Below are 11,944 nucleotides of genomic sequence, written 5' to 3'. Positions count from 1 at the left end.
TGCCTGTTATGAATAGCCGACCAATGAGGAACCCGGGAATGGCGAATAAGAAATCGGTCGCGTCGGTCCGATACGTCGTCAAGTATGAGTTTGGCGGCTCTTCACACTATGGCGCACTTCAGATTAAGGATGGCGACCGCCTGCATCTCGAAACTCAGCATGGATCGAAAACTGCGACCATGAACCCAAGGTCCGATGTCAGATCACTGGCGATGGTCCTGCTTCTGGAGTTGGGCGCGAAGCTCGTTTCAATCAATTCGCATTCGAGTTGATAGCGACCCTTGGGGCCGCATCGTTGGTCGGCTCGGGGTCAAAGGCTGCCCTTGGCGGGCTGCTTCACCTGGTCGGCTCATCTCCTGCAAGCAGACGTTCGGCTCTTCGAGCGCAGGTCGGCAACAGACCAATAGCGGTCATTCGATCACCTCGTTGGCGCGGGCGAGCAACGTCGGTGGCACGGTGAGGCCGAGTGCCTTGGCCGTCTTGAGGTTTACGGTTAGTTCGAATTTTGTCGGCTGCTCCACTGGGAGATCTGCGGGCTTAGCGCCCTTGAGTATTTTGTCCACGTAGGTGGCCGCGCGACCTTCGACATAGCCAAGCTCCCCGAGCCGACCAAGAAAGACCTCGTAGCGAGCTTCCGTCACCGAACCAAGCATCAAGCCGATACGATAGATCTTCTTTGATTGTTGCGCGCGTGCCACCGCAGATGATGCTGACACCGCCGCGCCGACAAGCGTGATGAATTCGCGCCGATGCATGTGCCCACCAGGAACGGGCTTGCTGCTCCCTAGAGACTAACATTTTTCGTTCGGGCGGCGAGCGAGAAATAACAGCAGATCGGCCTCGGCCGTTGATCAGGTCGGGTGCGGGTCACAATCGGCGGTAGAGGCGAACATGGACCGGCGTCCGGTCTGCTCCTCTCAGCCGACATGCAAAGGCTTGGGCGGTGTTCGGCTTGGGGCCACAAGCCGACATTGGCGCTTGCGCCGATGCGTCCGAAGATCATCTCGTGCGAGCCTATCGCAACGTCAGTGTTGTGGTGGCGGCGAGCGTGTTGTAATCGGCGAGCCCACTGGCAGCTCTTCGTTATACATGCGGGTAATTCTGCGTCGCATGACTGCGTAACACTCGCACGCGATCTTCTCGAGCCGCCCTCGGTCGATCTCCAGCATCCCACGCCGGTCAGACAATATGCCGCCTGCTGCTCGAAGTTTCCGCATCGTTAGCGTCACCGTTGTTCGGCGCACCCCGAGAAGCTGTGCCAACGCCTCCTGCGTTAGCTGTATTCTGCTGTTTCCGATGCGGTCGTGAATCTCAAGCAACCATCGGGCCATGCGGCATTCCACCGGATGCACCGCGTTGCAGGCCGCCACGTTGTTAAGCTGCAGCAATTGTGTGCGGAGATGAAGGCGTAGAACATGCCTAACAGTGGCGCTTTGCTCAAAGGCAAGCCGCAACGGTGCAACAGGAACCTGAACCGCGGCTCCAGCAACATAGGCAGTTGCTGTGACTGGCGATCGCGAGGGGATTAGAAGTGAGAGAGCGCCGACCGCTCCTTCCGAGCCCATGAGAGTTGACGCGACAATGTGTCCGTCCGACATCTCAACGAGAAACGCTATCACTCCGCTAAGGGGAAAATAGACCTGCTTGAATTCGTCTCCTGTTCGTACCAGGACGGCATCAAAGTCGAACGACGTTTCGTGGAAATGGGGAGCAAGCAGGTTGAAATCCCGGGGCGGAAACGCCGCCAAAAGCCTATTCCCAAGGCTAGTCTGGAGCGCCATCGCGGATGTTCCCTCAAACCGCTCAACCCGGTTCAAACCCGCTCTCAGGGGCCCGTTCCTATTGGTGGCAATTTTCTGAGCCGCGCGGGTGGATCCTCCGCTTTGGGTCAAGAGCCGTCGATCTAGCGGCCTCTCCGGGATGCCCGTCGCGCCCCGACTGCCGACGTGCCGCAAGCAGTCGCTATCTTCGCCTCAGGGCCAGCAGCCGACATTGCTGCGTCCAACCGATCCTCAGAGAACGGGTTCGTCGGAAGCGCCCGCGAGCAACGCGCGGGCATCATCGCCAGTTGTCGCTTGGAGGCGCCAAGCAAGACTGGCCCCAGGTTCAGAGCAATAGGGAAGAGCTGGGGCCGATTGCGTTACCCACTTTGGCGAAGGGCTTCGGGAAAACGTGGTAATCGCGAGGCGTTCCAAACGCCGCACGGTCAAAAAAGACAGAGCTGCCTCTGCCAAAACCTCTACGGGGCCGAGGGACGGTTCAAAGTTGGCGTGCCACAACTTCAAACAGATGAACGGGCGGAGAAACTGGAAAAGGCGTATGCCGCGATGGCGCTCGTGGCCGGGGCGGAGCGGTTTCGGCGGTCATCGATATGCTCCGCTCCGCCTCAAGCACGCGGGCGCGAAGACTTTCCAATTCGGACAATTGAGACGTGAGTTGTTCTAGACGCTCCTGCAGCAGCACAGCGGCGTCAACCGCGAGACCATGATGTTTACGCATGTCCTATAACCCCCAACCAAGCTTTCGAACAAACTTGGATATTATGGCCCGCCGGCGAACCAATCGGGAAAATGATGCAATCGCGACTGAAGTCCGCCGATGTTGTTCCAGCATCTACATATGTGAATCGTAAGTTGCTTTACCCGAAAGTTAATTCGGCGGAGTGCATCAGGCGCGTCGCAAAGGTGCGGCCGAAGTGTCCGGGGGTGAGCGCCGTCCCGCGGCGAGGCCCAGTTCGCGGAGGCGTCACTCTCGCTTAGACCGGATTCCAAGGGGCACCACCTTTTCCGGCGCAATAGGGTCCGAACTTGCGCTCTGCCGCTTGATCGCCAGTTCAAGCTCAAGAGCCTCAATTGCGAGTTCCTCTGCTAGGCGTCCGAACAGTTCTCGCTTTCCCGCGTCACTCGTCCGTCTGCTCATGAGGGCGAGATCTGCAGCATCGGCGCGGAGCTTCTCTAACCTCTCCCTGAGATCCCTCATCGCATTTGGCTCAGATTCCTGACCACCCCGCTCCCGCGCGGGTAGCGTACAGGACAACGACAAGAACGCGGGACAGGTTCATTTTTCGTGCTACTTTATCCGGCGATGGCCCATGGCGAGATGAACCGCACGAACGGGGCGGGCTTCGGTAGAGGTCGCACCGCGCCCTCACCATCCCACCAGGGTGATGTCTCTTATGGGTCACAAGCAGCGGTCGAAGTGAGCGCGGCCCCGCGTCCGGTCTGCCGCCGAAAGCCAACAATACGATGGTCTCAGCGTTGTTCGGCCAAGGGTCACAAAAGAAGTCGCGGTGGGCATTCACCGCGGGGCGATGCTGTCGAACTTCGCCGAGCTAAGCGTCACCAAGAGCGTCCAATTGGTTCGGGAGGGGGATCGGTACTCAGCCGCGAATGGCTCCCTAGACCAATTTTTGTCTCGATACACGAATATTGGCGGGAATATGGGAGCATCGAAATATAGGGCCTCCTAGAAGGAGACGAGTTGATTGGGATCTTTGGAAACCAACCTGAGCTCCAGAGTGCTGCCGAGATAGAGCTTTCGATGACGTGACGGAGCAGCCTCATCGGTCAACAGTGAGCGCGACGACGCTAGCGCTGAGCAACGGAAGGGCTCCCGATCCCGGTCCTTCCGATGCTGCCATTCTGCTCCTGTTTTGCCCGACGGAGCAACGGTTTCGTAAAATCAGCAAAAATGTGCAGCGGTCGTTCGTCGAGGTCGTGCTCGCTCGAGCAGCGAGGTCGCCGTGACGATCCACCCGTCTCGTCGCGCTCTAACTCGTTGATTTTGCTGTCCCCGGCTACTGTGCATGGGGTTGTTTTCGAGCTTTTTGTTTTGGAGGGGCGCGAATGCGCCACCGAACCGGGCCCGATGCGGCTCTTGCCCGCTACTTCATCACCCGCAGGCCCTTGGTCGTGAACTTCTGCGTCCTCACACCGGGCCGCAGCGGGCGCTTGGTGCCCGCGGCCTTGCCGGTGCCGGGCGGCTGGTGCGCAGGCACGAGCTGGTGCGGCTGCGAGCCGATCAGGTCGCGGCGGCCCATCTCGATCAAGGCTTCGCGCAGCAGCGGCCAATTGTCGGGGTCGTGATAGCGCAAGAACGCCTTGTGCAGGCGGCGCTGGCGCAGGCCCTTGATCGCCTCGACCTTGTCGCTGCCGCCGTGGCGCACGCCGCGCAAGGGGTTGACGCCGGTGTGGTACATCGCGGTCGCGGTCGCCATCGGCGAGGGCAGGAAGGTCTGCACCTGGTCGGCGCGATATCGGTTCTTCTTGAGCCACAGCGCGAGGTTCATCATGTCCTCGTCGGTCGTGCCCGGATGCGCCGCGATGAAGTAGGGGATCAGGTAATATTTCTTGCCGGCACGTTCGGCCGCTTCGTCGAACATCCGCTTGAACTTGTTGTAGGCGCCGATGCCCGGCTTCATCATCTTGTCGAGCGGACCGCGCTCGGTATGTTCAGGGGCGATCTTCAGGTAACCGCCGACGTGATGGGTGACGAGCTCCTTGATGTATTCGGGGCTCTCGACCGCGAGGTCGTAGCGCACGCCGGAGGCGACCATCACCTTCTTGATGCCCTTGGTCTCGCGCACCTTGCGATAGAGCCGGATCAGATCGTCATGCGAGGTGTTGAGGTTCGGGCAGATCTCGGGGAAGACGCAGGACGGCCGGCGGCACGCCGCCTCGACCTTCGGGTCCTTGCATGCCATCCGGTACATGTTGGCGGTGGGGCCGCCGATGTCGGAGATGACGCCGGTGAAGCCGGGCGTCTTGTCGCGGATGCGCTCGATCTCGCGCAGGATCGAGCCCTCCGAGCGGTTCTGGATGATGCGGCCCTCGTGCTCGGTGATCGAGCAGAAGGTGCAGCCGCCGAAGCAGCCGCGCATGATCGTCACCGAGAACTTGATCATCTCCCAGGCGGGGATGCGCGCCTCGCCATAGGACGGATGCGGCGCGCGCGCGTAAGGCAGGTCGTAGACCGCGTCCATCTCTTCCGTCGTGAGCGGGATCGGCGGCGGGTTGAGCCAGAGGTCGCGGTCGCCGTGGCGCTGCACCAGCGGCCGCGCATTGCCGGGATTGCTCTCCCGGTGCAGCACGCGCGAGGCGCGGGCATAAGCTTCCTTGTCCTGCTCGACCTGCTCCAGCGCCGGCAGCCGGATCACGGTCGACCCTGGCTTGCGCGATGCGCCCTCGTCGGCGGAATCGAGATCGTCGGCGTGCAGCTCGGTGTAATCGTCCGGCACTTTTCGGAACAGCGCCACGCCCCTGATGGCGTCGAGCTCGCGCGGCGCTTCGCCGGCGGCGAGCCGGTGTGCCACCTCGACCACGGCACGCTCGGCGTTGCCGTAGAGCAGCAAGTCCGCCTTGGCGTCGGCCAGCACCGAGCGGCGCACCTTGTCGGACCAGTAATCGTAGTGCGCGATCCGGCGCAGCGAGGCCTCGATGCCGCCGAGCACGATCGGCACATCCTTGAACGCCTCGCGGCAGCGCTGGGCGTAGACGATCGTGCAGCGGTCCGGCCGCTTGCCGCCTTCGCCGCCGGCCGTATAGGCATCGTCGCTGCGGATGCGCCGATCCGCGGTGTAGCGGTTCACCATGGAATCCATGTTGCCGCCGGTGACGCCGAAGAACACCTTTGGCTTGCCGAGCGCCCTAAACGGCTCCGCCGAATGCCAGTCCGGCTGGGCGATGATGCCGACCCGAAAACCCTGCGCCTCGAGCAGGCGGCCGATGATCGCCATGCCGAAGCTCGGATGGTCGACATAGGCATCCCCGGTCACCAGCACGATGTCGCAGGCGTCCCAGCCGAGCGCGTCCATCTCGGCGCGGCTCATGGGGAGGAACGGCGCCGGCTTGCGCGGGCGGGCCTGGTCCATCAGCGGCTTTTCGGCGGCGATCATCTCGGTGTCCATGGCGCCTACGCATAGGGCCGGGGGCGGGCGAATTCAACCGCCCGGTGTGCCGGTGACGGAAGTTCCGGCGCCGATCGGATGCGGCCGCAGGAACCAACCGCGCCCGCGAGCATTCTGGCTATGGGTTCGACGCGGGCCCGGGTTGTGCGCGCCTCCAATCGATTCGGCGCGCGCGGCGTCGCCTCTGGCGATGGGGGAATCGTGGGTACGGTCATAGAGAACTTGCTGATGCGGAAGCAGAAGCTGGTGGAACAGCTCGAAGCGGCGCCATCGGTGGAGGATCGCGACAGGATCGAGCACCAGCTCGAGCAGATCAACACCGCGCTCGATTTCCTGGACAGGTCGGGATCGAAGGAGGAGCGCTAGACGCGCTCAATCCACCTTCAGCGCACTTGCATAGACGATTCCCGAATTCGTGATGTGCGTGGTCATCAATTCGTCGAAGGCGGCGAAATCGCCGCGTGCGAACAGGTCGAGCAGCTTGCGGTGCTCGTCGAAGGACGTGCGGGTGCGCACGTCGATCGGCGATGTCAGATTGGTGCGGAGCGCGGCGACGCGGCCGGAGACGAGCTGATAGGATTCGGCGAGATAGCGGTTGCCGCAATGGGCGAACAGCGCCTCGTGAAAAGCAGTGTCGGCACGGCCATAGGCGATGGTGTCCTTCGCCGCGACCGCCGGCTCCATCGCCGCGATCGCGGCGGTCATGGTTGCAATCGCACTGTTGCGGTCGTGGCGGAAGGCGAGCTCGGCGGCCTTTGGCTCCAGCGCGATGCGGAAGGTGCAGAGCGCATTGATGTCGTCCGCACTCGGCGTGAAGACGAAGCTGCCGACCTGCGGCCGGATCACCACGAGTCCCTGCGCCTGCAACTGGCCCATCGCCTCGCGCACCGGCGTGCGGCTGACGCCGAAGGAATTGGCCACCATCTCCTCGGAGATGGCAGCGCCGAGTGCGAACTCGCCGTCGATGATGGCCTGGCGCAGCCGCAGCATCACCCGCTGCGACAGCGATTTCGGCGTATCGAGCTTGAGCGATCGCATGATGCGTTCAGATCACCTTGCCGGGATTGAGCAGGTGATCGGGATCGAGCGCCGCCTTGAGCGTGCGCATCAGCGCGATCTCGGCCTCGCTCCTGGCATGGCCCAGCCATTGCTTCTTCAACGTGCCGATGCCGTGCTCGGCGGAGACGCTGCCGCCAAGCTCGCGGACGAGACCGTAGATGATCGCGTCCATCTCCTCCTTCGGCTGCTGCTCGACGGCAAGGCCGGTGACCCAGGAGACCAGGTGCAGATTGCCGTCGCCGATATGGCCGTAATAGACGCTCTCGCAGCCCTTGATGCCTGCGGCGAGCGCCGCCTTGCAGCGCGTGACGAACTCGTCCATGCGTGCCACCGCAAGGCCGATGTCGTAGGCGATGTGTGGCCCCAGCACCTGACCGAACTCGGCGCAGATGTCGCGCACGCGCCAGAAGCTCTGCGTCTGTGCGAGCGATTGCGCGACGGCGGCGTCGGCGAGCAGCCCGCGTTCCATCAGCTCCACGAGCCAGCGCTCAAAGCGCGGCGCATCGACGCTTTCGTCGGTGCCCTGCGCTTCCACCAGCACGTAGAGACCATGACCTGGCGCGACCGGCGGCTTCACGCCGGCGCGCGCCGTAATCACGTCCCAATAATCCGGCCACATCACCTCGAAAGCGGACAGCAGCGGGCCGAGCCCTGAGCGCGCTGCATCGAGCAGCGCAATCACGGCGGCATAATCCTTCAGCGCGCAGAGCGCGGCCATGGTCGAGCGCGGCTTCGGGAACAGCTTCAGCACGACGCGTGTGATGATGCCGAGCGTGCCTTCCGAGCCGATGAAGAGATGCTTCAGATCGTAGCCGGCATTGTTCTTCATCAGCTTGTTGAGATTGGTGATGATGGTGCCGTCGGGCAGCACCACTTCGAGACCAAGCACCAGCTCGCGCGTCATGCCGTAGCGGATCACGCGGTTGCCGCCGGCATTGGTCGAGAGATTGCCGCCGATCGCGCAGGAGCCGCGCGAGCCGAGATCGAGCGGAAAGAAGAAGCCGGCCTCGTCCGCCGCCTTCTGGATCGTCTCCAGCGGCGTGCCCGCCTTCACCGTCATCGTCGCGGAGGCAGGGTCGATCTCCTCGATGCCGGTCATGCGCTCCAGCGAGATCGCGACCCAGCCCGCTTCCGGCGAAGCACCGCGGCACAGCCCGGTCAAGCCGCCCTGCGGCACGAACGGCAGATGCGCCTGCCGACAGGTCGCAATCGCATCGGCAACGCCCTGCGCATCCACGGGGCGGATCACCGCCAGCGGCGTCTGCGGCAGGCTCGCGCTCCAGTCGTTGCAATTGCGCGCCGGCACATCGGTGCCGACAAGCACCGCGGCCGCGCCGAGCCTGTCGCGCAGCGCGCCGAGCAACTGGTCGGGGCGTTCGGTGGGGGTCACCGTGTCCATGCGCGACCTCCTCAAGATCTGGCGCGTGTGATTTGCGTTCGTGTTGTATGTAAGGTACAAGAGCAAAAGTAAAGTGAAAACAAGGCCTCGGTAAAGCGCGGAAGATCGTTGAAGATCAGCGGCTTAGCCGGGGGCGGCAGCAAAAGGTGGTGTGATGGCGGAGGCGATTCGCGGTTTCTGGGTGGCGTCGGCGACACCGCTGGCGACGGACGGCAATGTGGACGTCGCCAAGCTCGCGGCACACGCCAAGCACCTCTTCGGCAAGGGCGTCGACGGCGTCGTGCTGTTCGGCACCACCGGCGAGGGGACCTCATTCAATGCCGCCGAACGCATCGCGACGATCGAAGCGATGCTCAAGGCCGGAATCGCGGCGGAGCGCATCGGAATCGGCGGCGGCTTTCCTGCCATCAGCGACAGCATCGCGCTGACGCGCGCCGTGCTCGGCCTCGGCCTGCGCCACGTGTTGCTGCTGCCGCCCTATTTCGATCGGAGTGTCACGCCTGAAGGCATCGAGGATGCCTTTGCGGCGATCATTGACGGCGTCGGTGACGATCGCCTGCGCGCCTCGCTCTACCACATTCCACAAGTCTCGGGCGTTGCGATCCCGACGACAGTCGCCGCAAGCCTGCGCAAGCGCTACGGCCAAGTGGTTGCAGGTCTGAAGGACTCCAGCGGCGACTTCAAGCAGTTCCAGGCCTTCCGTGCCGCCGCGCCCGAGCTCGCGATCACCGTCGGCAATGAAGCCGACATTGCCCGCGCGATCGCAGCCGGCGGCGCCGGCACCATCTGCGGCATGGCCAACGTCGTGCCCGAGCTGGTCAAGGGCATGCTCGACGGCAAGGACGTCGAGGCGCGCATGCAGGCGGCGATCGACGTCGTGCTGAAGACGCCCTCCCTCGTCGCAACGCTGAAGGCGATCCTTGCGACGCAAACCGGCGATGCAGGTTGGCTGCGCGTGCGTCCGCCGCTCCGCGCGTTGTCGGACGGCACTGCGTTCAAGCGCAAGCTCGACGAGTTGGTCGCTCCCGCCGTCGCGTGATCGCAAAACATCGGGCCATCCCGTCGTGATTTCGCGCGCAGCGTGTCACGCACGGTGCACCGGCAATTCATGATTGCTGTTAGTGTCCGCCTGTTCTTAGAATGATTCAACACTAGAGCGATTCAAGCTCGGCTACGGTTCTCCTCGATCGCGGCGGCTGTTACACGCGCACACTTCAATGCTCCTGACTTGAAGTGGAATGAACGTGCGTGCCTTTGTGGATGGCCAACGTGACAACGGCCATCGAACTCGTGCCGGCAAGAGCCGTGCAGGACTTCTCATGGGAGCAGCGGTGCTGCTCATTGAATATCCCTCCACCACGACGAGCGCACTGGCGCAATCGGCTCTGCCGCCGGTGACAGTGGAAGCTCCGGCGCCCCGACCGAAGCCGGCTCGCACATCGGAGCAGTCGTCACGCCGCACGCAAACGGCGGCGCGCCGCCAGCCCAGTCGCAATCCCGCGCCCGCGGTGCCGACGCTGTCGGAGCGCGCGGCAGCGGAGGCCGCCGCGCAACAGGCCGCAAAGCTCGGCTACCGCGCGATGCCGAGCGCAACCACGCTGCGCAGCGGCGCCTCTCCGCTCGACACCTCGCAGGCCGTCAACGTCGTGCCTGCGCAGGTGCTGAAAGACCAACTCCCGCGCAACATCGACGACGCGCTCGTCAATATCTCAGGCATCACCCAGACCAACACGCTCGCCGGCACCCAGGACGCCGTGATCCGCCGCGGCTTCGGCGACAACCGCGACGGCTCGATCATGCGCAACGGCATGCCGCTGGTGCAGGGCCGCAGCCTCAATCCTGCGGTCGAGAGCGTCGAGGTGCTGAAGGGGCCGGCCTCGCTGCTCTATGGCATCATGGATCCCGGCGGCATCGTCAACACCATCAGCAAGCGGCCCGAGCTCTATCAGCACGGCTCGATCACGCTGCTCGGCTCGGCCTACGCGAACAATCGGAACGGCGCCGACGGTACGCTTGACATCACCGGTCCGATCGGCGACGGCGGTCTCGCCTATCGCTTCATTGGCTACGGCGTCAGCGAGGACTATTGGCGGAATTTCGGCCGCCACCGTGAGATGTTGGTGAACCCCTCGCTGGCCTGGTATGGCGACACCACGACGGTCCAGCTCACCTATGAGCACCGCGAGTTCATCACTCCGTTCGACCGCGGCACCGCTTTCGTCAACGGCGCGCCGCTGGCGATTCCGAAGACTCGCCGGCTCGACGAGCCCTTCAACAACATGTGGGGCGCCTCCGACCTGATCCAGGGCTCGGTCGAGCAGAGGCTGGACGACAATTGGAAGGTCACGGCGGCCTACAGCTACAACACCGAGACCTATAGCGCCAATCAGCTTCGCATCACCAGCGTCAACGCCAAGACCGGCGTCGAGACCCGCAGCAACGACGGCACCCGGAACTCGCTGAGCAACGCCAGCTACGGCACCTCCTATCTCCAGGGTGACGTCTGGGTGGGTGGCTTCCGCAACGAGATCCTGTTCGGCGGCGAGGCGCTGTATCGCACCATCGACCGCCACGATTTGATCCGCCAGGCGACCCCGAGCTTTAATTTTTACAACCCCGTTTACGGACTGATCACGCCGGGCACGACCGTTTCGGCTGTTGACAGCGAGCAGACCGACAAGCTCGGCACCCGTGGCTTCTTCGCCCAGGACACCTTCCATCTGACCAACTGGCTGTCGGTGGTCGGCGGCGTGCGCTGGATGGAATACGAGCAGCTGGCGGGAAAGGGCCGGCCGAACTTCGTCACGAACACCAACCTGTCGGGCGACAAGGTGCTGCCGCTCGGTGGCGTTGTCTTCAAGCTGAACGACCAGCTCTCCTACTACGTGAGCTACACGCAGTCGCTGAAGCCGACCTCGACCATCGCGCCCTTCACCGGTGCTCCCATCGGCTTCGTCGTCGACTCCACCATTCTGCCCGAGGAGGGCATCCAATGGGAGACCGGCGTCAAGTTCGATGTCAACAAGCGGCTGTCCGGCACTCTGGCGGTCTACGACATCGAGAAGAAGAACGTGCTGGTCCGCGATGATCTTGGCAACAACGTCATTGCGATGCGGACATCCGCGAAGGCGCGGTCGCGCGGCGTCGAATTGGACGTGACCGGCAAGCTGACCGACGATTGGAGCATGATCGGAAGCTACGGCTACACCGATGCCCGCCTGGAGAACGATCCCGTGAACGGCAACGCCAAGTTGCTGAATGCTGCGATGAATACGGCTTCGCTCTATCTCGTCTATGATTTCGGCGATGCGCTCCCCGGACGCCTGCGGCTCGGCGGCGGCGCGCACTACGTCGGTGACCGGCCGGGGGACTCCGCCAACAAGTTTTTCTTGCCGGCCTATACCGTCGCAGACGTCTTTGCGACTTACGACACAAAGATCGACAATCTGCCGGTGACCTACCAGTTCAACGTCAAGAACCTGTTCGACAAGGTCTATTATACGTCCAGCACCGGAAACGCGCTCAACGTTGCCATCGGCGACGCGCGGCGCGTCTCGCTGTCGGCAACGGTGAAATTCTAG

9 protein-coding genes and 1 pseudogene are annotated in these 11,944 nt (G+C 63.3%); 4 read left to right on the top strand and 6 right to left on the bottom strand.

Features of this window, described 5'->3' with window-relative positions:
• The first annotated feature begins 38 nt into the window (after positions 1-38).
• Positions 39-272, top strand: coding sequence for a hypothetical protein (locus HZZ13_RS13155; protein WP_197960005.1), 234 nt, complete (start codon positions 39-41; stop codon positions 270-272).
• Positions 273-410: 138 nt separating this feature from the next.
• Here the strand turns inward: HZZ13_RS13155 and HZZ13_RS36770 are convergent.
• The 4 genes and pseudogenes from HZZ13_RS36770 to HZZ13_RS13135 form a co-directional block, all read right to left on the bottom strand.
• Positions 411-578 (bottom strand): annotated as a pseudogene (locus tag HZZ13_RS36770) (ABC transporter substrate binding protein); the annotation flags it as partial.
• Positions 579-1,025: 447 nt separating this feature from the next.
• The gene (locus tag HZZ13_RS13145) at positions 1,026-1,781 is read right to left on the bottom strand and encodes a Crp/Fnr family transcriptional regulator (RefSeq protein WP_197960003.1); all 756 of its coding nucleotides are present in this window, start codon (positions 1,779-1,781) and stop codon (positions 1,026-1,028) included.
• A gap of 964 nt (positions 1,782-2,745) precedes the next feature.
• On the bottom strand, positions 2,746-2,979 hold the full coding sequence (locus HZZ13_RS13140; RefSeq protein ID WP_197960002.1) for a hypothetical protein: 234 nt from the start codon (positions 2,977-2,979) through the stop codon (positions 2,746-2,748).
• A 904-nt stretch (positions 2,980-3,883) separates the two neighbouring features.
• Positions 3,884-5,905 carry a YgiQ family radical SAM protein gene (locus tag HZZ13_RS13135; RefSeq protein WP_197960001.1) on the bottom strand — a complete coding sequence of 674 codons (2,022 nt, stop codon included), beginning with the start codon at positions 5,903-5,905 and terminating at the stop codon, positions 3,884-3,886.
• 228 nt (positions 5,906-6,133) lie between these two features.
• Between HZZ13_RS13135 and HZZ13_RS13130 the strand changes: the two genes are divergently transcribed.
• Entirely contained in the window at positions 6,134-6,271 is a 138-nt protein-coding gene (locus HZZ13_RS13130) for a hypothetical protein (protein ID WP_197960154.1), read from the top strand.
• Positions 6,272-6,277: 6 nt separating this feature from the next.
• Here the strand turns inward: HZZ13_RS13130 and HZZ13_RS13125 are convergent, their stop codons facing one another.
• Complete coding sequence (locus HZZ13_RS13125) at positions 6,278-6,943, bottom strand: GntR family transcriptional regulator (RefSeq protein ID WP_197960000.1); 666 nt, start codon at positions 6,941-6,943, stop codon at positions 6,278-6,280.
• Positions 6,944-6,950: 7 nt separating this feature from the next.
• Complete coding sequence (locus tag HZZ13_RS13120) at positions 6,951-8,363, bottom strand: FAD-binding oxidoreductase (RefSeq protein WP_197959999.1); 1,413 nt, start codon at positions 8,361-8,363, stop codon at positions 6,951-6,953.
• Positions 8,364-8,517: 154 nt separating this feature from the next.
• Here HZZ13_RS13120 and HZZ13_RS13115 point away from each other — a divergent pair, with 154 nt between their 5' ends.
• Positions 8,518-9,402, top strand: coding sequence for a dihydrodipicolinate synthase family protein (locus tag HZZ13_RS13115; protein WP_197959998.1), 885 nt, complete (start codon positions 8,518-8,520; stop codon positions 9,400-9,402).
• 199 nt (positions 9,403-9,601) lie between these two features.
• Positions 9,602-11,944: a TonB-dependent siderophore receptor gene (locus tag HZZ13_RS13110; RefSeq protein WP_197959997.1), complete on the top strand. Its 2,343-nt coding sequence runs from the start codon at positions 9,602-9,604 to the stop codon at positions 11,942-11,944.

The organism is Bradyrhizobium agreste, from assembly GCF_016031625.1.
GTDB lineage: Bacteria > Pseudomonadota > Alphaproteobacteria > Rhizobiales > Xanthobacteraceae > Bradyrhizobium > Bradyrhizobium agreste.
This window is presented reverse-complemented; position numbering and strand designations above follow the sequence as displayed.

Bases quoted from the DNA above. Each gene is read 5' to 3' on its own strand.
- HZZ13_RS13125 (WP_197960000.1), bottom strand. From the start codon at position 6,943: ATGCGATCGCTCAAGCTCGATACGCCGAAATCGCTGTCGCAGCGGGTG.
- HZZ13_RS13145 (WP_197960003.1), bottom strand. From the start codon at position 1,781: ATGGCGCTCCAGACTAGCCTTGGGAATAGGCTTTTGGCGGCGTTTCCG.
- HZZ13_RS13155 (WP_197960005.1), top strand. From the start codon at position 39: ATGGCGAATAAGAAATCGGTCGCGTCGGTCCGATACGTCGTCAAGTAT.
- HZZ13_RS13130 (WP_197960154.1), top strand. From the start codon at position 6,134: ATGCGGAAGCAGAAGCTGGTGGAACAGCTCGAAGCGGCGCCATCGGTG.
- HZZ13_RS13140 (WP_197960002.1), bottom strand. From the start codon at position 2,979: ATGAGGGATCTCAGGGAGAGGTTAGAGAAGCTCCGCGCCGATGCTGCA.
- HZZ13_RS13120 (WP_197959999.1), bottom strand. From the start codon at position 8,363: ATGGACACGGTGACCCCCACCGAACGCCCCGACCAGTTGCTCGGCGCG.
- HZZ13_RS13135 (WP_197960001.1), bottom strand. From the start codon at position 5,905: ATGGACACCGAGATGATCGCCGCCGAAAAGCCGCTGATGGACCAGGCC.
- HZZ13_RS13110 (WP_197959997.1), top strand. From the start codon at position 9,602: ATGAACGTGCGTGCCTTTGTGGATGGCCAACGTGACAACGGCCATCGA.
- HZZ13_RS13115 (WP_197959998.1), top strand. From the start codon at position 8,518: ATGGCGGAGGCGATTCGCGGTTTCTGGGTGGCGTCGGCGACACCGCTG.